This window comes from Natrononativus amylolyticus (assembly GCF_024362525.1).
Taxonomy (GTDB): Archaea; Halobacteriota; Halobacteria; order Halobacteriales; family Natrialbaceae; genus Natrononativus; species Natrononativus amylolyticus.
This window is the reverse complement of record NZ_CP101458.1, coordinates 367,619-392,751: the sequence shown is the minus strand read 5'-3', so window position 1 is coordinate 392,751 and position 25,133 is coordinate 367,619. Positions and strand designations below refer to the sequence as shown.

The window sequence follows — 25,133 nt, the reverse complement described above, 5'->3', positions numbered from 1 at the left end:
CGGCACCCGGACGGATTTATCCGCGGGCGCCCAATCGGCGGGCGTGACCTCCGTCGAAATCGAGTACTGTGTTCCGTGTGGCTTCCTCGAGCGAGCGCAGGCGGTCCAGTACGCCCTGTTGCAGAGCTTCGGCGACCGCCTCGAGGCCGTCACCCTCCGGACGGGCGACCACGGGGTGTTCGTCGTGCGGGTCGACGGCGAGGTCGTCTTCGACAAGGCCGACGACGAGTTCGACGTCGACGGACTCGTCCGGACCGTTCGCGACCGGCTGTGAGGCCGGACGGCGTGGCGGTGCTTGCGAATGGCAGGGCCATCGCTATTGACCCGCGCGCCGAACCCGGACCGTGGACGCGACGGTACAAACATATAACATCCGATGCATAAGATCAAGGTAGGAGCGCGTCCAACTGGAGATAGTCTCCCTGGACGGTGACTGACAAGATGGTATTGAATACACTGTGGACCCGACTCTCGTCGCTCTGGCGGTCGAAGTCGGCCGGGACCGCGACTGCGGATCTCGAGGCCGAACCGACGTCCGAAGGCGACGCAGGCGGGTCAGACGGCGCGAACGAAACGTTGAGCTACGCAGAACAAGTCGAGTACGGCGTCGACGAAAACGACATCCCCGACGAAGACAAGATCCTCCGGCTGCTCGTAAAACGTGGTGGGCGAGTAGACGAGTCGACGATCGTCGAGGAGACGGGCTGGTCGGGCGATCACCTGGCGGCGATCATCGACGAGATGGAAGCTGATAACCAGATCAGCGCGATCACCGTCGGCCGGAAGCGCGTCATCTGCCGGCGCGGGTTCGAGCCGAAGGGATACCGATCGCACCTCCACGAGTAGCGATCCACGGTGCCGAGTTTGTTTCGAGGCCGGAGCGACACGGAGCCGTGCGGCTGGCGGACTCGAGAACGAACCGGTTCGATACGGGTACGGTATAGTAACAACAGACACGGGTTTACACACTGCTCGCACGCGACGCCCGAAACCGGCGCGGTGGGGCCGGCTTCGGGCGAGCCTGCGCGAGCAGGTGTGTACTGACTTTCAGAGGCTACTAGAGAAAACGACACTCGACGACTCGACACGCCGTGGTGACCAGTCCCTGTCCCTGGTCATTCGGTACCGTCGTCGGCCGTACGTATAAACGTCTGGTTCAGTCACACCGTTTGAGAGGTACGCCCGGGCGCCGTCGACGTCCCGACAGCGTGCAAGCCCCAGAGCTACACGGTCTGCGCTCGGGGTTACGGCGCGCGGGGAGTTGTTCGGACTCCCGCACGTCAGGTCCGGCGCACCCGCAGAGACAGTTAGCGAGTTGGCCGGCCCATCGGTACAGCAGATCGTCTCAGTTCCCCATCCCCGAGCGGCTGTCGCGGTCGGGCATCGTCGAGTGACGCTTGACGCCCTTCATATCGGCCCGTTTCGACGGCGAGGGTGCGACCGTCGAGTGCCGCGTCGACCCCGAGGACTCCGTACCGCCGAGGAGCCCGTCCTCACCGTCATCGCCTTCGTCCTCGTCGTCTGTCTCCTCGTCCTCCGTTTCGCCGCTGGCTTCCTCGTCGTCTCCGACGAGCCCCTCGAGCTGGGTCTTCGCCTCGCGGAACTCGTCCCCGAAGCCGTCGAAGGCATCGGACATCGCCGACTGGATCGACTCCCCGACGTCGAGCCCGTCGTCCTCGGCGTCGGCGGATTCGTCGGTCGACGACTCGTCGGCGCCTTCGCCCTCGTCCGTCGGTGCCGCCAGCGTCTCGCGGACGTCCTCGAAGCGGTCCTCGAGCGCGCTCTCGTCGTCGCCATCCCAGCTATCCGAGAGCTTCGACAGGCGGGTGAGCGCCTGCAGCGTCTCGACCTTCTCGGAGTCGCCCTCGGCGATCGCCTGCGGGATCGACTCCGGCTCGCTCCCGTCGGGCAGCGAGGTCAGCGAGAGCGCCTCGAGCAGCGATTCGGAGTCCGTGTCGTCGATCAGCGCCGCCGCCTCGTCGGCTGCCTCACGCAGCGGGTTGTCCTCGTCCTCGAGCAGTTCCGACCACTCCGCATCGTCGTCGTCCGGAAGCGACTCGAGGCGCGACTCCGCGTCCTCGAGAACGCTTTCGATACGGTCGTGTAGCTCCTCGCTCATGAGTCGCCCTCGGCCGATTCGTCGCTCTCGTCGTCCGATTCGCCGTCCGTCACCGTCTCGACGATCCGCTCGGTCATCTCCTCGTGGCTCAGGTTCGCTTTCACGTCGACCTGTTTCGCGATCGACTGAAGATCGCGGTAGGACATGACCTCGAGGAAGTCCTCGAGCGTCTCCCGGCGCAGGTTCTCGAGGTCCTCGACCGACGGCTCCTCCTCGAGTTCGCCCGGCGGCTCCTCCGGTTCGTCGTCGGCCGCCGTTTCGTCGTCTTTCTCCCCATCTTCGGTCGCTTCCTCGGTTTCGTCTTCGTCGTCCGCTCCGTCTCCTTCCGACGATTCGTCGTCCGCCTCGTCCGAACCGATCCCCGGAACGGCCTCGGTTTCTACGAGTTCCTCGCCGAGCCCGTCGTCGTCGGCGAGCGGACGAAGCATCGACTCGAGCGCTTGCCGCCCGTCGCCGCCGCTGAACGCGTTGACGGTTCCGTCCGCGACGGCGCCCTTCAGTTCGCCGCCGATCTCGCGAGGCTGTTTACCCGCCTCGACTCCCGCTTCGACGGTCTCGTGGACCTCGCGGCCGATCGACGCACCGACCGCCCGGCCGATGCGGGCGCCGAACTCGCCACCGACGGACGAACCGATCTCGCTGGCGTCGATGCTGTCCTCGAGGCTGTCGTCGCCGAGCAGCGCCTCGACACTGACCTGCTCGCTGACCTCCTCGACCACGAGCTCCTTGAGCGTCGACTGCTCGCTCACGGCGACCACCTCGCAGGCCGGAGCGTCACCCCGACGGGCTCACTCCGAGTCATCGTCCTGGTCGTCTTCGTCGTCGTCGGACTCCTCGTCGCTCTCGTCGTCCTCGGCCTCACCGTTTTCTCCGTCACCGTTCTCGGACTCGTCACTTTCCTCCTCGTCGCTGTCGGCGTCGTCCGCGTCGCCGTCCGCCTCGTCAGATTCGGAATCGTCGGCTTCACCGTCTCCGCTCTCGAGGATCTTCTGGATCAGCATCTCGCCGAGCATCTGGCCGACCGCCTCGCCGATCATCCGACCGACGACCTCGCCGATCTTCCCGCCGAGTTGTTCGCCGAGCGGGTGCTCGTCGTCGACGGCGCCCTCCCACTCGGTTCCCTCGAGGATGTTCTCGACGTCGATCTCCTCGACGATCTGTTCATAATCGAGCCGGTCGACGACCGACTCCTCGCTCATGCTTCGGCCTCCGCTTCCTGCTCGTCTTCCTCGGACTCTTCGGACTCCGAGTCGCCGGTCACCTCGTCCATCGCCGACGCCGGTTTATCGAGCAACTGGCTGACCAGCTCCCGAACGACACCGGCGATGATCTCCTCGAGTGGCAGCTGCTGGACCACGTTCGTGAGTGCCTCGCGGATCCGCTCTGCGATCGAGGAGAGCGCGTTGCGAACGGCACCGGGGCCATCCGATTCGCCGTCTTCGTCCTCGCTACCGCCGAATAGGTCGCCGAGGAATCCGAGAATCGAGTCCTTCGCGCCGTCGAGCAGCGACCCGGGGACGGAGTCGAGTAGTCCCGACACCGCCGACAGCAGATTGCCGAGCAGTCGGTTCGATCCCGGCTGTGCGGAGACGTTGAGGACGACCTCGTTCAGGTCGACCTCGAGACCCAGCACGTCGAGGAACAGTCCCTCGAGGTCGAGGTGAACGAGATCCGCACCCTCCTCGGCGTCTTCCTCGCTTTCTTCGGACTCGTCCTCCTCGGCGTCTTCCGTTTCCTCGTCCGCCTCCTCCTCTTCGGCCTCTTCGTCCTCCGTTTCCTCCTCTTCTTGCGTTTCTTCGTCGTCTGCCGGTTCGTCGGCCTCTTCGTCTTCCGTTTCCTCGTCGGACTCGTCTTCACCACCGTCTGGCAACAGTCGAGCCGAGTTGTCAGTTGTTGGTTCGCTCGAGTCAGCATCGTCCCCTCTCTGAGTGGCGTCGTCTTCGACCATCGGTTATCCAAAAAGTCGGACCACGGTTGGTTCCCTTGTCCTTTGGCTTGCGTATGCTGTAACTCAGTGATTGGCGCCTACGCACGAGGAATGCGCGAATTGTTATCCTGTTATTGTTTTTGGGAATCAGAGAGCACACTTCTAGCGGAGTTTCGGACTAGCGATTCCGAGGGAGGCACTTCGCCGTGGTACGTACTCCCATTGAGTCTGACAACGAAATCATCGTCCTCGAGACACGAGACGATTTCAGGTGTAGTGTAGGAGTGCGGTTGTTCGATCGTAGAACCACATAGCTGATAGGATCCGGCAGAGGACTCATCGTAAACGGTAGAGGTGCTCCCGATCCAGTATCGGTCGGTAGGTTGATAATAGATGTCGACCGAATGAGTATCAAGTCCGGTCGAGGTGACGTTCATACAGACTGGAAGATGCCCGGATCCGTTAGCCACTACTGTATACGTCGGATCGCCGAAAAATCGATACGAAGTGCTCGCAGATAATTCTGCGAGCTGGGCACTCATCGCAGGGGAGAACCCTCGTCTCAGATAACCAGATAGTCGAATCAGTTCGAGAGACGACGGCGAACTCGCTGTGCAGATCCCGGCAACCGCACCTTTTTCAACGAGCGAAACGCCGATATCAGGTTCGTTACACCCACTGACCGAGATGAATTTGGTGCTTACGGTCTCGATTTCGTCTACCGGGAGTACACCATCTACGCATTCAAACCCATCATCAACGACTGCTAAATCGCAATGTAAGAAGTCGCTCTCGTCGGTAAGTACTCGTTTGAGTTCTCGTTTTGTCGGTTTGTCTATGATCGTCGAAACAGCCTCGTCTGCAGTAACGTACATCGGATGTTCGGAGATGGACTCCTGAAACCCTCTCCTACCTCTTTCAGAGATTATGAACGTGAATCTGGCCCGGTCTTGGGTCGTGGGCCGGTTTGAGAGGGAATTTATAAACGAGTCGTGAACGAGATATGCGGATTCCGGTGAACCGGGTACGTGTCCGTGAGGAGTCGCCGTCGGTTGTGTTCGAGATGTATCTAGTTCCGTTGCGGTCTCTACTTCCTCAACGCGGATCTTAGCAAGCTTGTTGCACAAGTACGGAAGGAATTTGACGTGGGATTCGCCAGAGTGGAGAACAGTCGTTAGTGGTCTTTCAGGTAGATACGGTTCGATAACTGAAAACGGGACCTCTAGATACTCGATGAGTTGATCGGATAGAGATTCACTGTACAGGTTCGGTGGATAGAACGGTAATTCGGGCGCAAGTTCCCGATATTCTCTGCGCGAACACGTGTAGTACCCGCCGATTCGTACTAACGAGTCCATAAGTATACATGTGTCGAGAAGACGGTCAACTGATTCATCCAGTGAGAGATGTGATGACCGTAACGGTTCCGTGTATCCGTTGTCTAAGTGAATTGCGGCTCGGTCGCCGGGTTCTACGTCAGCACCGAGATAGAAAACGAGCGGAGCGATTCGGTAAATATCGGCACGCGTCGGAGGTACGCTGATCGTTATGCCTGTTTCGGGCTTGGTAAGTGCTGGAGGGATCTCGAGAGAATCGCTCAGTTCAATCAGTGGGGGATGTCCCCGAATTGACGGCCACGATCGTTCACAAGAGAACTCTTTTATCGAGGAACCAAGATAGGAGATCGCTTCCATCATCGCGTCCGGTTCATTCGAGGTTGTAATGGTATCTTGCGGACGAGTATGAAGGGACCGGGCACCGACCGAAACTGTGCTCGCTGAATCGAACGAGATATTGAGTGAAGCATCGTTCGAGAAGAGGTCCGAACACGTTGCAGAAAATCCAGCATCACTTATTCGAAGGTAGATCTTCATCCTTCCAGTCAATTCGATAAAGTACGTTCCGACGGAAAATGATTGTTCACCTATCTCGAATCCACCGAGATGCGTCCCATCTTCATCCCGTATATACGCATCAAAGTGAGGATCGAGTTCGAGTTCCGTCGTAGTAATCGAGATTGCACTATCGACGGGAAATACGAACAGATCGGTAAGAGCCGGTTGGGGTGATAGGTCACCGGACGCAGCTAACTGGAAGGTTTGACCTTCGATACGATCCTGAACGCGAATGGTTGCGTCGTCTACTGTGAAGGTGATCGGTCCTTCATCAACGACATCCACAGCCATTGACAGTATGGAACTACTGTAGGAATATAGGTTCCACGGTTCGCCCACCGGTGACTCGAGTCTACCCGCGAGAGCGGACTCCCTCACGGCTATCGGGTTCAGTCCCAGTTGAGGGAAATATACAATAACGCGAGAAGGGAGAGGCCGACGATGACGAACAGCAGGACCGTAGAATACAGTGGGAGGTTCATACTCGACGTTCGACGCCTGCGACGAAAACAACGTCGGTCCACGATAGTCGCTCTGCTCGCGAACCGACGGTAACTGTCGCAATAATCGACCAGGTTCGTAGTAGATTCGGCAACCAGTGTATGCGGCGACCTCGAAGCCAAACCGATAATCAGGTGAGATCGCCCTTAACCTCGGCCGAATCGTTTCCGAATTTCCGCTGTTCGAGTGGCTACGGAGACCGGTGACGAATAGGCCCCAGTTCTCGTACACGGTTATATCACAGCGTGATGTACTCCCTCGAGCACGGGAATGGTGTCATAAGCAGGTCGGCGCCGCCATGTGGCTCCCGGGTGTCACGCGGCAGGATGGGCGCAGAAGGGGTAATTTCCGGCCCGTCACAGATCCGGAATAACGCGACGACACCGATGCGACGCGCGATCGGCCTCCGTTCGGGTACGCCGAGCCAACCACGCACCACGATGAACTCGAACCCATCGCTCCAGATGACGCTCTCGAACTGTGCCTCGATAATCGGTGACGCGAAGTGACCGAAGCGACGCTCCGATCGCACCGATCCCGGCTCGGCCACTTCGTGCGCTGGTGTACCGACGAGAAGGAGATCGACAACCTGAACGACCTCACGGTTCGCAACCTCCATGAGTTCCGCCTCTGGCGGCGCGACTTCAACAGCGGCCTCGCGCCCGTCACCGAGAAGACCCAGATGGACACGCTTCGCGTGTTCGTCCGCTTCCTCGAGACGATCGACGCCGTGAAGCCCGATCTGAGCGAGAAGGTGCTCTCGCCTGACCTCAAGGACAAGGAGAACGTGCGGGACGTGATGCTCGATCGCGACCGCGCGGAGGCGATTCTCGAGTACCTCGCCACGATACTGCCAGTGCGACACCAGTATTCGGATTGAGACTACCTCTCCGCGACTTCTCACACGGGAAACCCCGAATAAGACCGCGGGACTACCAACAACTGCTGGACCTACCCACTCGAGGAAGACGAACTGGCGATCGACCCCGGTGGTTCGACGCTGCGTCTCACCGTCGAGACGACGACCTACCCGGACGGCCTGCGCACCGATTACCGAATCGCACTGCGAAACGACCGGCCGGAACCAGTCGCGGTTTGGGGGCGGGAGCCGATCGCCCTCCAGCAGCGGGTCGGCGAGCGCGAGTGGGTGACGCTCTTCGGCAATCCCGACGCTTACGAACCGTCCGGCCGAGTCACCCTCGACCCGGACGACGCGGTGACGTGGGACCTCTCGATCCATCCGCGCGGCTTCGAGATCGAAGACCAGTTCACCCGCCTTCGGCCGCTCCTCTCGGGCGAGTACCGGTTCGTCTACTGGGGGATCGCCGAGGCCGATGCCGATGCCGTTCTGGCGACGCGATTCCCGGTCGCGTTCGAGCGCGGTCGGTAGCGAAGCGAACCGGATGCGGCGTTCATCGAATCCGGACGCGTTATCCGAACGCCAGTGCCCGTTTTTTGTGGTCGAACTTCGGTTCCGACCCGTTCTCTCGAATCCTGATGGCGGCGTGTACGCCCGCAGAGAGCGCTCGACCGTGAACTCGAACGTCGAGTCACCGGGGTAGCTGCTGTCGAACCGCTGCGCACCCCACATGGCTACCGATGGGCGACTCACCTATCGGGCCTCGAGTCCGCTCTCGGAGTCGTGCTCGGCAGGGTATCCGACTTCCCGCAGGTACCGACGCACGCTTTCCTCGAATGCGTCGACGTAGTTCTCATACGATCTCGTGGCCGCGTTCGTCGCCACCTCGACCGATCGAAGCGTGTATTCGCCGTTCACGCTCGAGCTAGCCGCTCTGCCATCGCCCTCCTTCGAACGTCTTCGGTATCGGTCGCCCTCTTCATGAGACCGCCGCCCGAGATTGGCACTACTCGAGGCGTCTGCTCCGGGTTCGAGACCTCGGTTCGACGGGGAACGCGTCGCTACTCGAACTCTGCGTCCGGCGACTTCACGATGTATTCCCCCGACCGGAGTCCCCGCCCACCGTGGACGCGAACCGTGGTCTCGTCGGAGTCATCGCCCTCGATCGGGCGGACGGTCACCTCGGTCGGCGTCGTCTCGATGACCCGGAGCAGTTCGTTGGCTTCGGTATCGTGCAGGACGCGTCCCTCGAGATCGGTTACGGGCATTCCATCGGGTTCGAAGCCATCTAGGGTTTTCTCCTCAATTGACTGTCACCTCATCGGCACCATTTCGGGCAATAGTCAATAAATACATCATCTAGGGCTCGGTACTCGAATGTACCTACCCGATCGGGTCGGGGTCACGAGGGGCGATTCGCAGGGCTACGATCCAAATACGAACAATTCGTATCGTGATTCCGACACGGCATCCATTCTATTCAGCCAACCTGCATAGTGGTGACATTCGACCACCCTGTGACCTGCGACTTCGACCAGTCGGCCGATGTGATTGCTCCGAAATCTGAGGTCGACATCACGCTTCGCGTTCCCGATGTCGACCCCAAAGTAGTCCGGTGATACGACGATACTGGAAGTGTCTGGCTAGATCAGGGACAGTCTGTGAATCTCAGAACCGTCCAACTTCGTCGAAAATGCCGATTAGTGAGGTTAACCGCAAGACGTGGCTTCGAACCTCCGCCATGGTGGGACCGAAAAGCCGGCGGGACCCCTCCATTATGAGGTACGCATACTATTTATTGACCTGAGAGTCGCTCTTTTATGCAAGGCAGACTGACCAGGCGGCGAACGATGTCCGGGCTCTCTATAGCTGTTATCGGAGCTATTGCAGGTTGTACGGACGATGCAGAAGGACAAGCGGACGATTCCAGCGCTGAAGACGATGCGGGCGGTGCAGGTGAGGACGATACAGACGAAAGCAGAACGGATGATACGGGCGAGGACGATGAAGTCGAGTTCACCGGGGATGCGGATGCTGAGGTCGTCGTTGGCCCCGATGGCGAGAACGTCTTTGAGCCAGAGGAGGTAACAGTTGAACAGGGAGCGCTATTCGAGTGGGTGTGGGATTCGGACGGACATGCGGTTACACCCACCGATATTCCGGAGGACGCCACCTGGGAAGAGGGGTCGGGAACATTAGATGAGGGAGATGAGTTTGAGTTCATGTTCGATATCGCTGGCGAGTACGAGTACGTGTGCGAGTCACACGAAGACGACGGGATGACCGGCGTGATTATCGTCGAAGAGATTGGTGACGACGACTAACATCGACAGCTCTGTCTGTGAGTAGTTATCTGGGACGTTCTCGTCGCAGGAGGCTGTCCGTTCTCCTCGTCAGTTGGGTCGACCGCGTCGACAGGCCTATCCGGGAACGTCTCGTCGTCGCTCGGCGTCTTTGAGCGGTGGATACGGATCGTATCGTGGCCCCATGGTGTTCCCCAGGTCGTCGAAATCGGAAGGTTGGTCATCGGTTAGCGCCCCACTGAGGTCCCGGATTTCGAAGTGGAGGTGAGGGCCCGAGCCGGTGACGCCGGACTCGCCGAGCCAGCCGATGTGCTGGCCGCGCTCGACGGTGTCACCCGGCCCGAGCGTCCGGTCCTCCTCCGGATGAGGGGCGAACGCGTCTTCGTGGGCGCCCGCTTCGTCGTTGCCGAGGTGCAGGTAGCAGTATCGGTACTTCCCATCCGGACTGTCGATGTGGATCTGATACCCACCACCAGACCCGGGTGTGATCGGTGTGCCACCTGAAGAATCTGGATGGCCGGCCATCCAGTCACGTATCGTTCCGCTTCGCGCAGCGTACACCTTCGCTCCCGTGACTGGATCGGGCCAGTCTTCGTACGCGTCAACCGCACGATGGATTCTCGAGCCACCGTCCCGCGTTTCATCCCAGCCGTCCGGATACCAGATGTCGTGGTCGTCGACTGGCAGCGGGTGCGTGAGTTCCTCGGGATAGGACATGAAATCCAACTCGGGGTCTCGAGTCGGGGCCCAGTGGTGTGACTCACAGCAGTCCGTGACGGCGCCGAGTTCCCAGACGACGATTTCGGTTTCGTCGTCCGGGGCACCGGGGGCGAGTAACCCTACTCCACCCGCATGTTCGAGGTCGACTGGGACGGGCCCGAGTGTCCACTCACGGGGTTCACGATCACCCCACTCCCAGATTTTAAGCCACGCCGCATCATCCACGACTCGGAATCGGTGGGCGATAGCCGTTCGCGGCCTGATCGCCCCCTCGTCGCTACGATCGAGGTCGGTGCGATCAGAGTCGAATTGGGCGATGGTTCCTCGAGCGTCGTCTGCCATCCCGCCGAGGATGGCAGCGCCTTCATCGTCCGAAATGAGGGCGAGGGATTTTAGCCGGTTAACGGCAGGTGAGTCCTGTTCGCTTCGCCAGACGCTGAACAGTTCGATGGATTCCGTTGCAGGAACATCGGTCCAGTGGAGGCCGGTAGTGCCGGCACCGTGTCGTCGAAGCCGTAAGCACTCTTCAGCGTCCTCTCGACGACGTGCGTGATCGAGATCAACGTCCAGCTCGGTGTCGGCGGACGAAAACACACGTTCGAACGAAGCCGGCACCGAATCGCCGCCGTCCGCGTCAGTCGTGAGGGGGTGAAAGTACTGGGAAGCAGGGTCGGGGACCTCCTCGTCGAAGATGAGCGAAGTCTGCGTCACGGCCGCGTAGCCCCCGACGAAAACAGCGGGTATGGTCGCCATTTTCAGTAGCGTTCGTCGATCCATCTCTCGCCTCTACCCGGCACTAGTCTGCGCGACCGTTTTATACACCCTACCTACCGCCACGGGAGCGCCAGAAACCGGACGGCTTGGCAGGAATCGGCGCGTTAGCGGCCCCTAATTTGTCAGGAGGGGGGTTTTAGTAGTCACCCTGGGAGTTGTGACCATGATGAGCCCTGACATTATTTTTCGAAATGCTCGAATCGTCGATGGAACGGGGGCCCCGTGGTTCACCGGCGACGTTTCTGTGACTAACGAGATAATTACGACCGTTGGAACGGAAGCCGAGGAGGCAGAGATCGAGGTCGATGTGTCAGGAAAGGCGATTTCACCCGGGTTTATCGACATCCACACGCACTCGGATTTTACGCTGCCAGCAAACCGGGACGCACACAGCAAGGTGCGACAGGGAGTCACCCTCGAGATCGTCGGAAACTGTGGGACGAGTACTGCGCCTCGGTACGGAAAGGCTGCTGACTCGGTCGATGGCGGGTTTTCGTACCGGGGATTAGGAGAAACAGTCGATCCGAGTCAATGGGAGACGATGGCGGAGTACCTCGATTTTCTGGAAGCTGAGGGGATATCACTCAACGTTGGGTCGCTCGTTGGCCACAAGAACGCCCGGGCTGCCGTTCTCGGGTATGAAGATCGCGCCCCGACCGAGAATGAGCTTGAAGAGATGAAAGCGATAGTTGACGAAGCGCTCTCGCAGGGAGCGGTCGGTCTTTCGACAGGGCTCATCTACACGCCGGGAGCGTTTGCGAATACGGACGAGATCGTCGAACTCGCGACTGTCGCCGCCGACCACGGCAAGCTCTACACGACACATATGCGAAGCGAAGGAGACGACCTGATCGAGGCGGTCGAAGAAGCAATCGAGATCGGTCGTCGCGCAGGAGTTTCGGTACAGATCTCTCACCACAAAGCAGTCGGCGAATCCAACTGGGGGAAGATCCGGTACACGCTCCGACTGATGGAACTCGCTCGCGAGCGCGACGGCATCGACGTGCAGTGCGAACAGTACCCCTACGTCGCCTCCTCAACCAGTCTAAGTGCCCGACTGCCCAACTGGGCGAAAGACGGCGGCACAGACGCCCTCCTCGAACGGCTGCAAGACCCTGAGATGCGCGAACGTATCCGGAAAGAACTCGCAGAGCGAGCGGGGTCGTGGCACGATATTCTCATCACGAACGTCCAAAACCCCGACCTCGAATACCTCCAGGGGTGGTCGATCGGAGAACTCGCCGACCGGGATTCCTCTTCCCGGTCACCCGAAGAGATCATGATCGACGTTCTCATCGAGGATCGAAGCCGGACCAAGCACGTGAACTTCTGTATGAGCGAGCAGGACGTCGAAGAGGTGATGCAACACCCGTTGACGATGGTCGGCAGTGACGGCAGTTCGATGCAGCCCGATGGGCCGCTCGGCGAGGGGGTTCCTCACCCTCGCTCCTACGGCACGTTTCCCCGGGTTCTCGGACGCTATGTTCGTGAACAGGGGGTTCTGTCCCTCGAAGAAGCCGTCCACATGATGACCGGGCAACCTGCAGCCAGGTTGGGTCTCCACGACCGGGGTTTGCTCAAGGAGGGGAACCGTGCCGATCTCACGGTATTCGATCCGGAAACAGTCGCTCAGGGTGGGTCGTTCGTTGAGCCCGACGTGTACCCCACTGGAATCGAGCACGTGCTGGTAAACGGTGAGTTCGTCGTCGAGGATGGAACACACACAGGGGCGCGACCGGGGGTGGCGCTTCGATGAAGCGAGGTCTCGGCCGTGACGCGGAGACTGACCGGAGGCACACCCAGAAGCAACCCAGGTGTCGGCCTGAAGGGCCTGATCGGACCGAGTACGGAAGCGCAGGCCGGCTTCCCCTCGGAGGTGACCGGTCGTGAGCCGCTGGGGATACTTCCTTCGACGGCTCATCCTCTCGATCCCCGTGGTTCTGTTCGCAACAACGATCACGTTCATCGCCCTTCGAATGGGGCCGGTCGATCCGGCCTCTGCGATCGTCGGCGAGGAAACCGACCCGGCGACGTATGCGGAGGTCGAACGGTCACTCGGGCTTCACAAACCGCTGTGGGAGCAGTACATCGATTTCATGGTCGGTCTCTTTACGTTTGATCTGGGACGGTCCTGGGTGTTACATCCCGGTGTGGATGCGAACGCGCTGATTCTCTCGTATGCCCCCCGAACGATCTATCTCGGATTCTGGGCGGTAGTCATTTCGCTGTTCATCGGGATCCCGCTCGGGTTTTACGCCGGGCTTCACCCCAACACCTGGGGGGATTATGGCGTCTCGTTCGGCGGGATCGTCTGGCGTGCAATGCCGAATTTCTGGCTCGCAGTCATTCTCGTTAGCCTCCTCACGAACTCCGAGCGATACTTCTTCGGGTTCGATTATCAGTCCTGGATCGTCGAAGCGCCGATTGTAACACCCCCACCGATGGGTGAGTTTTGGACGCTCGAGGGGTTTCTGATAGTGACGAAAATGACGTTGCCGGCGGCGATCGTCCTCGGATCTGCGTCGATGGGGAGTGAGATGCGGATCGGTCGCACCGCTGTCTTAGAAACCATCAATTCGAATTACGTCGAAACAGCCAAGGCAAAGGGCGTGACCGGACGGTTACTCGTCTGGAAACACATCTTCCGGAACGCGCTCATTCCCCTCATCCCGGTGATCACGTACGAGGCGTTTCTCCTGATCGGTGGCTCCGTTCTCGTCGAAACGGTGTTTGCGATCAACGGCCTCGGATACCTGTTCTACCAGGCGTGTATTCAGGGTGATCTGCCACTGGTCGGTTCACTGATGTTCGTCTTCATCTTATTACTGGTGTTCATCAACATCATCCAGGACCTGCTGTACACGATAGTCGATCCACGCGTCGGATACGAAGGAGGGCCAGCATGAACGACTCGAACTTCGAACCGGAGGCAGCCGACGACGACATCTTGCCACTGAGAGAGCGGATCAAAGCGAACCCCGGCCCTGCGGTGTTCTGGTTGGTGGGCGTGTCGATCCTCTTCGCCCTGCAGTTCGGGATGTTCGCTGACGGCGTCGTCTCCCGGATCCCGTGGGAGCCACTCCTGGTGGTTCCAGGCGTCTCCGTCCTGTTAGCCGCCGGAGAGTGGATAGCAGACCTCCCCGTCCTGCTCTCGAAAGAGACCGTTCCGAACCAGGGGTATTATGTTCCCGGTGAGGGGTGGCAAGGCACATTCCTCGGACTCTCACCGGCGGCCGCATGGGCGATTCGCGTCGTTCTCGTCTACGCGTACGCGTTCGTGTGGGTGTTCTGGATCTGGAAGGGGTACCTGCTGTTTCGAACGGAGTACCGGTACGCAGACTGGACGCCGCGAGACGACATGATAAACCGGATGCGAACACACCGGTGGGGCCAGTTCGGACTCGTGATCGTGATCCTGTTCCTCGTCATGGCGCTTTTCGCTCCGGTGCTCGCTCCGACGACCTTCGCGGAGAATATAGACAATCCGTACGGTCACCAGATGGAGTACTACGACGAGTCGGTTGGCAACGTAGTGACGATCACCGTCGGTGAGGCGAATCAGGGGGCGGTGTCACGAGGCGCCGGGCCAAATAACGTCGGCCCACTGAGTTATGACGATTACGACAGGTTTGCCCCGTTCGGCACACTCCACGACGGGAAGGACCTGTTCACGTTTATGGCGTTCGGCGCCCGGGTCTCATTAGCGATCGGCATCTTAACGATCACGCTCGCAGGGGTGATCGCGGCCTCTCTCGCGCTCGCAACGGCGTACTATAAGGGCCGGATCGATCTCAGCGTCGTTCTCATTGGTGATTCGGTTCAGGCGATGCCGCGACTGCTACTGATCATCATGCTCTCGGTCGTTCTCGGCGGGACGTGGCTCGCAGACATCTATAGCGGCGGCTTCATACTCGCGCTGATTTTCGCGGCAACCGGCTGGCCGGGGCTGTGGCGATCGGTGCGCGGGCCGGCGTTTCAGGTGGCAGAGCAGGAGTGGATCGACGCCGCGAAGAGCTACGGGCAGGGGCCGGGAACGACGATGAAAAAACACATGCTTCCGTACATTCTCGGCTATTTGCTCGTCTACTCGTCGATGAGTCTCGGCGGAGTTATCGTGGGCGTCGCAGGACTGTCGTTCCTCGGTTTGGGCGTGAACGCGCCGACTCCTGAGTGGGGGCGGGCGATCGATTACGGCCAAGCGTACGTGGCGAGTCCCTCGTGGCACATCTCGCTCTTGCCCGGATTCTGTATCGTGCTGATCGTCACGGCGTTCAACGCCCTCGGCGACGGCATCCGCGACGCGATCGACCCACAGAGTCAGGCCTCGAGCGCACACGACGAGGCACAAGCCGGTGCTGCAGGAGGTGGTGCCTGATGGCGACACCAGAATCGACGCGTGACCGAGCGGGAGAGGCGCCGACGCTTTCGGTTCGCGGGTTAGAGACTGCGTTCTTCACGGAAAAAGAGGTGATCCGTGCGGTCGACGGTGTGAGCTTCGACATCTACCCCGGTGAAACCGTTGGAATCGTCGGCGAGAGCGGCTCCGGAAAGAGCGTCACCGCTCGCTCGGTCATGGGGCTCATCAACTCGCCCGGCCGGGTGCTTGAGGGGAGTAGCATCAGGTTCAAGGGAGAGGAGTTGACCGACAAGAGCGAGGCGGAGTACCATTCGTACCGTGGCGGAAAAATCGCGATGGTGTTCCAGGATCCGTTGACGAGTCTCAACCCCGTGTATACGGTAGGCAATCAAATCAAAGAAGCACTCCGGTTACACCAGGGGCTCCGAGGAAACGCGGCCAAAGACGAAGCGATCGACCTTCTCGCGTCAGTCGGGATTCCAGATGCGCGGCGGCGAGTTGACGAGTACCCGCATCAGTTCTCGGGTGGCATGCGCCAGCGAGCGATTATCGCGATGGCGCTCGCGTGTAAGCCAGACGTGTTGATCTGTGACGAGCCGACGACGGCCCTCGACGTCACGATTCAGGCCCAAATACTGGAACTGCTCACAGAAATTCAGGACGAACGAGATCTAAGCATCATGTTTATCACCCACGATATGGGCGTTATCGCCGAGATTGCAGACCGCGTCAACGTAATGTACGCCGGAGAAATCGTCGAATCAGCTCCGGTCGAAGACCTCTTCGTGAACCCGAGTCATCCGTATACGCAGGGGTTACTGGCCAGTATCCCGAGTCGAAATGTTGGCGCAGAGCGACTCACGACGATCGAGGGCGATGTCCCCACGCCGAATCAACCACCGGCGTACTGTCGGTTCGCCCCCCGTTGTCCCGAGGCGTTTGACGAATGCCGTTCCGTTCACCCCGAGCTCGTTTCGGTCGGTGAGTCGACCGATCACGCCGCTGCGTGTCTGCTGTATCCTGAAGACAGACATGTGAACCGCGATCGTCAGCGAAGCAATCCGATGGAGACCACCTCTGACTCGAACCGAGGTGAACGATGAGTCGTGAACGCCTGAAGCGGCGGGGGAGAACGGTTGACGACCCGCTGGTCGAAATCAACGAGTTGAAGACATACTACGAAGAGGGTGGTTTCTTCGGCGCAACGCCGGTCAAAGCGGTCGACGGTGTCACGCTGGAGATTGAGCGGGGCGAAACGCTCGGCCTCGTCGGCGAAAGCGGCTGTGGAAAGACCACGCTCGGACGAACGCTGATCCAGCTTGAAACAGTAACAGACGGCGAGATTCTGTTCGACGGCACTAACATCACGTCCCTGGAAAAAGAGGACCTCAAACAGTGGCGACGGCGAACGCAGATGGTGTTTCAGGATCCGAACTCGAGTCTCAACGAGCGGATGACCGTTGGCAGCATCATCCGCGAGCCGTTGGACGTCCACGAGTGGAAGACACCGCGGGAGCGGAGAAACCGCGTTCGAAACCTGCTCGAGACCGTCGGACTCCGAGAAAACCACTACTACCGATATCCGCACCAGTTCAGTGGCGGACAACGGCAGCGTATCGGGATCGCTCGTGCACTCGCACTCGAGCCCGAATTCATCATTTTGGACGAGCCGGTGAGCGCACTCGATGCATCCGTTCAAGCGAAGATACTCAATCTGCTAACGGATCTTCAGGACGAGTTCGACCTCACGTACTTGTTTATCGCCCACGACCTCAGCGTGGTGCGTCACATCTGTGATCGAGTGGCGGTCATGTACCTCGGTAACGTTATGGAAGTCGGACCGACCGAAGAACTGTTCCAAGAGCCCGCCAATCCGTACACCCACTCGTTGCTGTCGGCGATTCCGGAGCCCGATCCCACCGTCGAAAAAGACCGAATTACGCTCCGGGGTACCCCGCCAAGCCCGCGTCATCCACCGAGGGGCTGTCCGTTTACGACTCGCTGTCCGATGAAGATACGCCCGGATCGATATCGCGATGTCGATGACGACCTGTGGACACGGGTCGAGATGTTCCGAAACATACTCCGCGAGCGATCCTATGTCGATCAGTCGCTCTTCGATCGCGCTCGCGAACTGCTCGGTCGGGATTCCAGAATGGACGGCGTTTCGGACCTGCGAGAGGAACTGTTCGGCGATCGACGTGTAGACCCCGCCATCGCCGAACACGTCGATCACGCGATGTCGTTGCTTGAGAACGGAGAAGAAGAGGATGCGCGCACATACTTACGCGAACAGTTCGGAAGCGTGTGCGACCGCACCAACCCCGAAGCGCGCGACATCGGTAGCGAAGGTCGAGTGAGCCACTGTCACCGGCACGACGAGGATTACCGGGAGCCGGGGGCGTTCTATGAAACGATCATCGCCGCAGATGACTGACGACACTCTTCCTGCGCGAGAAGAGGAAATACGGCATCCTGATCTGTCTCGTCCTCGAGGGCGAACACGATGATCGAAACACATATCGGTCGAATTAAACTACTGGTAGGGAGATGACGAGCGAGATCGCTCGGACGGGTGGGTGAGAACGAATGTCCGAAACTCCCAATCGCTGGTTCGTCATGGGGCTAGATGCCTCCGTGTACACGATAGCGATAACTCTTATCGGAATTGGACTAGCGGTTGTGTTGAGTATTCCCTTCGGGGCGCATCCGGAGGTCGTGAAAGCGTGGTTGTTCGTCCTCGCGTGGTTATTGATCGGCTACGCGACCGTGCTACTCTGGCCACGGACGCCGAAGAAGTGGGGCTCGAAGCGAACGGAAAAGCGGATCGAGTTGGATCGGCGGAGCGGCCCGAATCTGCAACGGAGACTCAACCGTCTGCCGCCGCTGAAGTGGTATGATGACGATTCGGTCCGACTTCCTACGGGGGTGAAATTATACATCGCGAGCGTGTGGCTGCTTCTGGTTTCGTTTCTGATGGAACGAGTGCTCGGTATAGGAGTCTGAACTGATTCCGTGTCTATTACACATCGATCGTGCGAGAGGCGATCTGATCTTCCACTACGCTACACCACACCGAGATCTATTATGATATAATTACTCAGAAGAGTATGATAAACCTCCTTTAACAGGTACTGTATTTAAGCTTGATAGTGGCATGTTATAAGTACCGTCATGGAGCGAAGACACTTCCTCAAAATGATGGGCGTATCAACGATCGCTGCCGGCACCTACGCGCTGGCCGGAACGACTTCGGTGGCCGCATCGGAGACACAACACCACTACTTTCGGGGATTCAGCGAAGATTCGATCGGCTCGACGCCGGAAGACGTAGAGGCGGCGTACCCGACCGCCGGAGACGGTCTGTCGGTGAATGTCGACGAAGAGATGCGGCGAGAAATCGACGGAACGGAACGCTGTCTCAGACTGCAAAAGAGTGGCACCGGGACAGACGGCGTGCGTTTGACAAGCGTTCCCGACGTCGACGACTGTGAGTTGTTTTGCGTGTGGCGAAACGAAGCGGCGTCCTCACTGACGAACCGACTCAAACTTCTCGCACGCGCCTCAGATGACGAGAACAGCGGTGTCCTCGGCGGCAGTTCGACGTCGGAAAAGGCCCGACTCGCTCAGTACGATTCCGAAGTGACAATCAAAGGAGCCGCAGGAGACGCGATCGATTCGGGTACCGAGATCGCCCAGCGACTCCGCGTCGTTGACGACCAAGCTTGGCTACGAGTCTGGGAGTGGGGTGCGCGTGAACCGCGAGGGTGGACGCTCGGCCCGGTCGATGTCGACGTCACGCTCGAAGGTGGCGTTGGGCTTTTCGTACCCGGCGCTGACGGAGAAGAGACCGATATCGTCGTCTGGGAGATCGGTATTGCCGTTCCCAACCATCCTGGAGAATGGCGACCGGGCGAGACGCCACCGGATACGCCGCCCCGGGCCTCTGCGAGAACGTTCTGGGCCCTTCAGCGCGATCCGGAGCTCGATTTCATGTCATTCCCGGAGGAGATCACACACCCACTCGCGGCGAACAAACGCGATATCTGGTATCCGGATGGATGGGCCGAGCATCGCGATGGCGGGGCTCGCGTTCACCGTGGTGTAGATATGTACGAGGAGTGGGGAGATGACGGAACCGTACAGAATCTCCCACGTGACGAAGACGAAGACGGATACCCGGTAGCGGGTGCCAAGGTGTATGCAGCCCGAGGCGGAGTCATCCGTGACTGGATGCCCGGCCACCCGGATTCGCATGTCGATATGACGCCGGGTAGCGGCGGTGGGTATCAGATCCACGTCGATTCACACGATGATAAGTACATGTACGGGTATCTCCACCTCGGAATCGACGAACAAGGGGCACACGACCAAGCCTACGCTCCCCACCCGGAGGAGGACCGGACGCTCGGGCCGGGTGACACCGTCGAGCGCGGCCAGCACATCGGCTGGCTCGGCGAGTCCGGCGTCACCGGCTCGGGCCCTCACCTCCACTTCGAAATCCGGGACAACGCCGGACTGCTGAGCGATGATCAGCCCTCGGACTTCGATGCGGTCGGGTTGGCAGCCGGACCTCGGTACGATCCGTATCCGGCACTCCGGGATGCAGAACACCGTAACGACTTCCCGTCCCGGCCGTAGCCACCCCACGCTATCCGTTTGGAATTCACCGTTGAACGGTGCTCGATTTCAAACCCGAACCGGCAATGCACACGGCGAAGGTGTTGTTCGAAAGAGCGTTACCGGCGGTGCTGACTGTACCGTTCCGGATTCGGAAAGAAGTGCTCGTAGGAGTCGTGTCGGAAACTTCCCATATGCGTCGTGTCTAGCGTCTGAACGTGCGTGTACATCTCGTCCTCTTCGACAGCGACATCCACGAGTGTCGCGAGATCGTACATCGAGACGTTTCCTGCCAGTAAGATCGCCCGCCCGTTCGACGGTTCGAGTAACTGCGTAAGGAGGTACGTTCGCCCCGTCAGATCCCGCTTGAAGACGCGGTACTGAGGGAATCCACCCTCAACGAACGCCTTTTCGAACGGTTCGACCTTGTTTCCGGGAATTACATACACGAGCCCAAACCGATCTGAGTCTCCCTGGGTCCGCGTTTCCGCCGATGTGTGCCCAGCGGGAATCTCACAGACATCCCAGCCATCGGCTTCCAGACTAGAGGCCAGATTGGCCATCTCCTCGATCGTTTGCTTCCAGGCGGTTTTCTGCGCATTTATCGCACCGTTCGTGCCGCTTGCATCGTGGCGGTTTATGTCCATAGGTATGAATGCTAGCCGAATTAGTTAGCTTTCGGGGGTGATTCCGTGCCCGGGGCCGGACGGTTCGATCATCGGCCCGTCACTCGATGCTGAAACGACGTCATCGGCCAACAGGTGAACCGAATCGAGGTCAACGTATTCGAACGTCCCCAGTGCCGACACGAGATGCGCACTCGTGTGGATTCCGATCGAACTCTCAAGCATACAGCCGACCATACACTCGAGCGATGCGGAGTCGGCAATCGTCGCGATGCTGGCACCCCCGCATATACCGGATTTTATTAGCTTAATGTTGAGAACGTCAGCGGCGCGTTCGCGAACGATTCGCGTCGCATCCGATGGCGTGAACACAGTCTCATCCGCAGCGATCGGGGTGGACACGCGGTTGGTAAGCCACTGCAGTCCGTCCACGTCATCCCGGGCGACCGGTTGCTCTATCAGCTCCAGCGGAACACCCCTGTCTCGAAGTCGAGAGTCGAAGCGCACCGTTTCCTTTGGCGTCCAGCCCTGGTTCGCATCAACTTTCAAGGCCGCGGCTGGCGCCGCCTCCGCAACCGCACATACGCGCTCAATATCCTGTTCCAGATCCGTTCCCGTCTTGATTTTCAGGCTCTCGAATCCGCGGTCGACAGCGGCGCTCGCCCGTTCTTGCGCTGCCGCCGCCGAAACTATCGGGATCGTCATGTCGGTTTCGATGGGGTCCGGTACACCACCGAACAACGCCGCGAGTGGAATCTCAAGTTCCCGGCAGTGGGCGTCGAGAATCGCTGTCTCGAGCGCGTAGAGTGTCGCGACCGCGCCGGGGATCGCAGCGTGTAAGTCGGCGTTCAGTTCGCGGTGCCGTCGAACGTCGCGCCCCTCGAGAAGTGTTGCTACCGATCGGATGGTCGCAATGGAATTCGATTGCGTTTCTCCGGTAACATGTGGCGTTGGGGCTGCTTCACCGTATCCGGTAATACCAGCGTCTGTTTCGACGGTAACTAAAACGTTCGAGGCACTCGTCTGAGTCCCAAGCGCGATTTCGAACGGGTGATGTAACGCTAAGTCGAGGGGCTCGACCGTGACACGCGTAATCTCGCTCATAGGTGCTTACAAACCGCAGTCAACAGGTCCTGGGGGCCGTTTTCGTGGTAGATGTTCGCCGCAGGGAGCTCGTGTTTGTCACGCTCGGCGTCAGGTTCACCCCACGTGGAGAGTGCCACCACGTCGGCGTCCGACAGTGATTCGACGAGCGCTCGCTCTTTTTCGACTCCTTCGACGGGGAAATGGGGATGCGTGCGTCGGTTACGATCGGGTTGATCGGCAAGAACGGCCACATCGGGCCAGCTACCGTGAAGTATTGCGAGGGTCACGCCCGAGTAGGCTCGATGCGTGAGCGCCCCCTGCCCCTCGACGAAGACGAGAGAGTGTTCTCTGCCGACTTCGACGACCATTCGCTCGACGATACCGGAGGTGAAGTCAGCGGGGACGCCGTCGATCGCAACGCCTCGATGAGCACCGGTCATTATCCCGGTCTGCCCGGTGGCGACCCATCCAGCGTCGAGCCCTGCATCCTGCGCTGCCTTGTATAGCTCGAACGTGGTGGTTCGTTTCCCGACTGAACAGTCGGTTCCCAGGGTGAGGACGATATCGCAGTCGAGGTCATCGACGGACCCATCAGCGATAGTGCGATCGTTCTCTTCAGGCGGTTTTCGAACGTCGAATAGGGTGACGTCGTACTCTTCAGCGAGCGATTGCCACGTGGCGTCCTCGCTCAGATACGTATGCATACCGGAGACGATGTGACATCCGTTCTGCATCGCCTGTCGAATGCTCGGTTTCCATGATTCCGGGAGGGCACCTCCTGCCGGGGCGACGCCGATAACTAACGCTGTTACATCCGGATTGTTCTCCAGCGCCTCCTCGACGGAGGAGACGATCGGAACGGGATCGACGTCGTCTCGAGCAAGCACGTCGGCCGCCGTCCGGCCGGCGTTCGTCGAGTCGACCACTGCACACGCATCGAACAGTTCGCTTTGGGCGACAACGCCGTTGGCTGTCTTAGCACCCGTGGTTCCGAACTTTCCTTCGGCGAGAACGATAGTCTGTGCTGGTACGTCGAAGTGGTCTCTTAAGTTCACATATTGTATGGGAAGAGTAAGCCTATCACCCCTCCACCTCACATAACAGGTCCTTCTGCATATGCACAATCCCTGCCAGTTGTGCGGAGTTCGAACGGGTTCTATCAGGGAATCTAACGAAGAAAATTATATGGGCGTGTAGAGGTGATGTCAAGTTCGCTCAGCAACGAATTGACTGAATAACTTGGAGTACGTAGTCGTCTGTTGCCCACAATGTGGGGAGCTTCTCCTGACATTCGTCCTCGGCTTTAGTCGTAGGCGTTCTCTTCGATTTTGTGTAACGCCCGAGAACAACCGCTCGTTCCTGGCGTTAGTGGTGTGGTCCATCAACTACGCACGAACAGAGACAGAGAATGTCGGCAATCGACTGATTTGAACGGTCGGTGGGGTCTACCAGTTACGGTCGCTCGCCTATCTCGACCGTATTGAGTCGCTGGTAGTGACGCCGGAGCGAGCCGATTCGTGGCCGATCGACCCACTCATAGTGCATGTGTTCGCTGGTCAGATAGTACATCGGGATGCGAACGATCTCCTCCCAGTTCGCCTCCTCGATTTCCAGATACGCCTCGGCGCGGTTCTGCTCTTCTTCTTCCGAGGGACCGAGATTGTCGTTGATCTCGTTCCATGCATCGCGCGCACGCTGGGCCGTCTCGTACTCTTCGGGGATCCACATCGACCCTCGCCAGTCGTCATCGTTTCCCTCCCAGTACGTTGGGGTGTAGCGGTCGACGAACGTATACGGACTCGCCTGCCCGGTGTTGTTCGAAATGAACGCGTCGAGTTGTCCGTTGCTGGCCTGCTCGAGCAGCACTGAAACGTCCGTGGGTGAGACCGACGTTTCGATGTGTGCCGCCCGCAAAATGTCTCGGAGGTACTCCCCGAGATCCCCACTCGCCGGATAGGTCGTGAGTTCGATCTCGAACAGATTGTCATCGTCGTACCCCGCATCCTCCATGATCTGGACTGCCCTGTCAAGGCCCATTTCACGGTAGCCGTACGGCCAGTTCTCTTCCGCGTGGGCTTCGGCTTCCTCGACACCGCCCGGAAAGATAGAGGGCGCGAAATGGTGAATCCCGGGATCGTTAGGGGAGTCCATCGCTTCTTCGACGAATTGTTGACGATCGATAGCGTATGCGAACGCTTCCCGGACTTCACGGGGAACTCGATCCAGGTTGAAACAGAGGTAGTACGTGTTCAACTCAGCCGTCCGGTAGTAGTCGACGGTCTCCCCGTTGTCTTCGATCGGACCGTACGTTCCGTACTCTCTCCCCTCATCGTCCGTTCCTTCGATCTCGATCAGATCTCGATCCATTGTCCCGGACGTCAGTGAGACCTGATCGGAGTTCAGGGCTAGGGCGTACGCCTCTGACGCGTTTCCGTCGTCTGTGAGTGCCCAATGGGCGCCCTGGATCTCGGGGCCGTCGCCCCAGTAATCGTTGCGTGCAGAAATCTGAATGTGCGAACCGGGCTGCCACTCGTCAAACACGAACGGTCCCGTTCCGACGAGGTCACCCTGCGCGAAGTCTTCGTAGTCCACCTCACCATCGTATCCCTCAACGTCACCGACGTACCCTTCCGGAAGGATGCTGAATGTATGTTGAGCCAGGAACTCGAACGGCATGTGGAACTGTTCTTCGAGCTCTATCTCGACCGTGTACTCGTCAACTGCGGTGACACCCGCACTGCCGGCGACGTAATCATCGAACTCTTCGCCCTCTTCTTCGACAGTCTCCGTTTCGTGGACGACACCGAGATCATCGAGCATTGTTGAACTCTCCGTCGATTCCTCGCCGCCGGCGACCCGCTCGAACGTGTACACGACGTCGTCTGCGGTCAGTTCTCGACCGTCCGAGAACTCCACGCCTTCAACGAGATCGAGAGTGATCGTCATGCCGTCGTCGGATAGTTCGTAATCCTCCGCGAGCATCCCCTCGATTTGCGGTTCTGCGTTCGGATGATGGACGAGCGTTTCGAGAATTTGGTAGAACACTTGTCGCCCGGCGACAGTGCTCACTGCGGCAGGATCCAGTGTATCCGGTTGATCGTTGATCCCCCGAAACACCTTTCCGTCTTCTTCGTCGGGGCCGTCGACATCGGGTTGGTCATCGTCGCCATTCTCTAGAGCTTCCGGGTCATCTCCGGAGCACCCGGCGATCGCTGCCGCCCCCGCGGCGCTACCAGTCGCGTACAGGAACCTTCGTCGAGAAACGGTATCTCCGAAACCGGTATTGGTACTCATTGTCTATCACGAAATGAGACTATAGGATTATAAAGAGGGTACCTACCGAAAG

The 25,133-nt window shown here is 59.4% G+C and carries 22 protein-coding genes and 1 pseudogene; 12 read left to right on the top strand and 11 right to left on the bottom strand.

The features are described from left to right. Window positions 1-43: 43 nt before the first annotated feature. Window positions 44-274, top strand: coding sequence for an Rdx family protein (locus tag NMQ11_RS01910; protein ID WP_255169698.1), 231 nt, complete (start codon window positions 44-46; stop codon window positions 272-274). Between the two features lie 167 nt (window positions 275-441). Next, complete coding sequence (locus NMQ11_RS01905; RefSeq protein ID WP_255169697.1) at window positions 442-846, top strand: helix-turn-helix transcriptional regulator; 405 nt, start codon at window positions 442-444, stop codon at window positions 844-846. A gap of 499 nt (window positions 847-1,345) precedes the next feature. Here NMQ11_RS01905 and NMQ11_RS01900 read toward each other — a convergent pair whose 3' ends face one another. The 5 genes from NMQ11_RS01900 to NMQ11_RS01880 all read right to left on the bottom strand — a co-directional run bounded on the left by NMQ11_RS01900 (window position 1,346) and on the right by NMQ11_RS01880 (window position 6,232). After that, on the bottom strand, window positions 1,346-2,119 hold the full coding sequence (locus NMQ11_RS01900) for a hypothetical protein (RefSeq protein ID WP_255169696.1): 774 nt from the start codon (window positions 2,117-2,119) through the stop codon (window positions 1,346-1,348). Further along, window positions 2,116-2,868, bottom strand: coding sequence for a hypothetical protein (locus tag NMQ11_RS01895; RefSeq protein ID WP_255169695.1), 753 nt, complete (start codon window positions 2,866-2,868; stop codon window positions 2,116-2,118). Before NMQ11_RS01895 ends, NMQ11_RS01900 begins: the two co-directional genes overlap by 4 nt. Before the next feature lie 39 nt (window positions 2,869-2,907). Then, window positions 2,908-3,318 carry a hypothetical protein gene (locus NMQ11_RS01890; protein WP_255169694.1) on the bottom strand — a complete coding sequence of 137 codons (411 nt, stop codon included), beginning with the start codon at window positions 3,316-3,318 and terminating at the stop codon, window positions 2,908-2,910. Beyond that, on the bottom strand, window positions 3,315-3,989 hold the full coding sequence (locus NMQ11_RS01885; protein ID WP_255169693.1) for a hypothetical protein: 675 nt from the start codon (window positions 3,987-3,989) through the stop codon (window positions 3,315-3,317). Before NMQ11_RS01885 ends, NMQ11_RS01890 begins: the two co-directional genes overlap by 4 nt. 188 nt (window positions 3,990-4,177) lie before the next feature. Further along, window positions 4,178-6,232 (bottom strand): hypothetical protein, encoded by a 2,055-nt coding sequence (locus NMQ11_RS01880; protein WP_255169692.1) that lies wholly within the window; start codon window positions 6,230-6,232, stop codon window positions 4,178-4,180. A 664-nt stretch (window positions 6,233-6,896) separates the two neighbouring features. Here NMQ11_RS01880 and NMQ11_RS01875 point away from each other — a divergent pair. After that, a pseudogene (locus tag NMQ11_RS01875) lies at window positions 6,897-7,286 on the top strand (site-specific integrase); the annotation flags it as partial. A gap of 303 nt (window positions 7,287-7,589) precedes the next feature. Further along, window positions 7,590-7,832, top strand: coding sequence for a hypothetical protein (locus NMQ11_RS01870; RefSeq protein ID WP_255169690.1), 243 nt, complete (start codon window positions 7,590-7,592; stop codon window positions 7,830-7,832). 530 nt (window positions 7,833-8,362) lie between these two features. Here NMQ11_RS01870 and NMQ11_RS01865 read toward each other — a convergent pair. Beyond that, on the bottom strand, window positions 8,363-8,569 hold the full coding sequence (locus tag NMQ11_RS01865) for a hypothetical protein (RefSeq protein WP_255169689.1): 207 nt from the start codon (window positions 8,567-8,569) through the stop codon (window positions 8,363-8,365). A gap of 582 nt (window positions 8,570-9,151) precedes the next feature. On the opposite strand from NMQ11_RS01865, the gene NMQ11_RS01860 reads away from it, so the two are divergent. Further along, a complete protein-coding gene (locus NMQ11_RS01860) occupies window positions 9,152-9,625 on the top strand; it encodes a plastocyanin/azurin family copper-binding protein (RefSeq protein ID WP_255169688.1) in 474 nt (157 codons plus the stop codon). Window positions 9,626-9,721: 96 nt separating this feature from the next. Here NMQ11_RS01860 and NMQ11_RS01855 read toward each other — a convergent pair whose 3' ends face one another. After that, window positions 9,722-11,035 (bottom strand): M23 family metallopeptidase, encoded by a 1,314-nt coding sequence (locus NMQ11_RS01855; protein ID WP_255169687.1) that lies wholly within the window; start codon window positions 11,033-11,035, stop codon window positions 9,722-9,724. A 226-nt stretch (window positions 11,036-11,261) separates the two neighbouring features. Between NMQ11_RS01855 and NMQ11_RS01850 the strand changes: the two genes are divergently transcribed. From NMQ11_RS01850 to NMQ11_RS01820, 7 genes are all read left to right on the top strand, one after another. After that, entirely contained in the window at window positions 11,262-12,854 is a 1,593-nt protein-coding gene (locus NMQ11_RS01850) for an N-acyl-D-amino-acid deacylase family protein (protein WP_255169686.1), read from the top strand. Window positions 12,855-12,984: 130 nt separating this feature from the next. Further along, window positions 12,985-14,004: an ABC transporter permease gene (locus NMQ11_RS01845; RefSeq protein ID WP_255169685.1), complete on the top strand. Its 1,020-nt coding sequence runs from the start codon at window positions 12,985-12,987 to the stop codon at window positions 14,002-14,004. Beyond that, a complete protein-coding gene (locus NMQ11_RS01840; protein WP_255169684.1) occupies window positions 14,001-15,473 on the top strand; it encodes an ABC transporter permease in 1,473 nt (490 codons plus the stop codon). Before NMQ11_RS01845 ends, NMQ11_RS01840 begins: the two co-directional genes overlap by 4 nt. Then, on the top strand, window positions 15,473-16,558 hold the full coding sequence (locus tag NMQ11_RS01835) for an ABC transporter ATP-binding protein (protein ID WP_255169683.1): 1,086 nt from the start codon (window positions 15,473-15,475) through the stop codon (window positions 16,556-16,558). Before NMQ11_RS01840 ends, NMQ11_RS01835 begins: the two co-directional genes overlap by 1 nt. Continuing rightward, window positions 16,555-17,892: an ABC transporter ATP-binding protein gene (locus NMQ11_RS01830; RefSeq protein ID WP_255169682.1), complete on the top strand. Its 1,338-nt coding sequence runs from the start codon at window positions 16,555-16,557 to the stop codon at window positions 17,890-17,892. Before NMQ11_RS01835 ends, NMQ11_RS01830 begins: the two co-directional genes overlap by 4 nt. A 152-nt stretch (window positions 17,893-18,044) precedes the next feature. Next, window positions 18,045-18,461 (top strand): DUF7555 family protein, encoded by a 417-nt coding sequence (locus tag NMQ11_RS01825; RefSeq protein WP_255169681.1) that lies wholly within the window; start codon window positions 18,045-18,047, stop codon window positions 18,459-18,461. 168 nt (window positions 18,462-18,629) lie between these two features. After that, window positions 18,630-20,096 (top strand): M23 family metallopeptidase, encoded by a 1,467-nt coding sequence (locus tag NMQ11_RS01820; protein WP_255169680.1) that lies wholly within the window; start codon window positions 18,630-18,632, stop codon window positions 20,094-20,096. Window positions 20,097-20,194: 98 nt separating this feature from the next. Here the strand turns inward: NMQ11_RS01820 and NMQ11_RS01815 are convergent, their stop codons facing one another. The 4 genes from NMQ11_RS01815 to NMQ11_RS01800 form a co-directional block, all read right to left on the bottom strand. Further along, on the bottom strand, window positions 20,195-20,722 hold the full coding sequence (locus tag NMQ11_RS01815; RefSeq protein WP_255169679.1) for a DUF7529 family protein: 528 nt from the start codon (window positions 20,720-20,722) through the stop codon (window positions 20,195-20,197). Window positions 20,723-20,746: 24 nt separating this feature from the next. Next, window positions 20,747-21,805 carry a dipeptide epimerase gene (locus NMQ11_RS01810; RefSeq protein ID WP_255169678.1) on the bottom strand — a complete coding sequence of 353 codons (1,059 nt, stop codon included), beginning with the start codon at window positions 21,803-21,805 and terminating at the stop codon, window positions 20,747-20,749. Continuing rightward, entirely contained in the window at window positions 21,802-22,842 is a 1,041-nt protein-coding gene (locus NMQ11_RS01805) for an N-acetyltransferase DgcN family protein (RefSeq protein ID WP_255169677.1), read from the bottom strand. The genes NMQ11_RS01810 and NMQ11_RS01805 overlap by 4 nt, the downstream gene beginning before the upstream one ends. A gap of 397 nt (window positions 22,843-23,239) precedes the next feature. Continuing rightward, entirely contained in the window at window positions 23,240-25,081 is a 1,842-nt protein-coding gene (locus NMQ11_RS01800; RefSeq protein WP_255169676.1) for an ABC transporter substrate-binding protein, read from the bottom strand. Window positions 25,082-25,133: the final 52 nt, after the last annotated feature.

Coding starts and splice junctions, on each gene's coding strand:
- NMQ11_RS01905 (WP_255169697.1), top strand. CDS start 442: ATGGTATTGAATACACTGTGGACCCGACTCTCGTCGCTCTGGCGGTCG.
- NMQ11_RS01900 (WP_255169696.1), bottom strand. CDS start 2,119: ATGAGCGAGGAGCTACACGACCGTATCGAAAGCGTTCTCGAGGACGCG.
- NMQ11_RS01890 (WP_255169694.1), bottom strand. CDS start 3,318: ATGAGCGAGGAGTCGGTCGTCGACCGGCTCGATTATGAACAGATCGTC.
- NMQ11_RS01880 (WP_255169692.1), bottom strand. CDS start 6,232: ATGGCTGTGGATGTCGTTGATGAAGGACCGATCACCTTCACAGTAGAC.
- NMQ11_RS01865 (WP_255169689.1), bottom strand. CDS start 8,569: ATGCCCGTAACCGATCTCGAGGGACGCGTCCTGCACGATACCGAAGCC.
- NMQ11_RS01860 (WP_255169688.1), top strand. CDS start 9,152: ATGTCCGGGCTCTCTATAGCTGTTATCGGAGCTATTGCAGGTTGTACG.
- NMQ11_RS01850 (WP_255169686.1), top strand. CDS start 11,262: ATGATGAGCCCTGACATTATTTTTCGAAATGCTCGAATCGTCGATGGA.
- NMQ11_RS01840 (WP_255169684.1), top strand. CDS start 14,001: ATGAACGACTCGAACTTCGAACCGGAGGCAGCCGACGACGACATCTTG.
- NMQ11_RS01835 (WP_255169683.1), top strand. CDS start 15,473: ATGGCGACACCAGAATCGACGCGTGACCGAGCGGGAGAGGCGCCGACG.
- NMQ11_RS01830 (WP_255169682.1), top strand. CDS start 16,555: ATGAGTCGTGAACGCCTGAAGCGGCGGGGGAGAACGGTTGACGACCCG.
- NMQ11_RS01825 (WP_255169681.1), top strand. CDS start 18,045: ATGTCCGAAACTCCCAATCGCTGGTTCGTCATGGGGCTAGATGCCTCC.
- NMQ11_RS01820 (WP_255169680.1), top strand. CDS start 18,630: ATGGAGCGAAGACACTTCCTCAAAATGATGGGCGTATCAACGATCGCT.
- NMQ11_RS01815 (WP_255169679.1), bottom strand. CDS start 20,722: ATGGACATAAACCGCCACGATGCAAGCGGCACGAACGGTGCGATAAAT.
- NMQ11_RS01810 (WP_255169678.1), bottom strand. CDS start 21,805: ATGAGCGAGATTACGCGTGTCACGGTCGAGCCCCTCGACTTAGCGTTA.
- NMQ11_RS01800 (WP_255169676.1), bottom strand. CDS start 25,081: ATGAGTACCAATACCGGTTTCGGAGATACCGTTTCTCGACGAAGGTTC.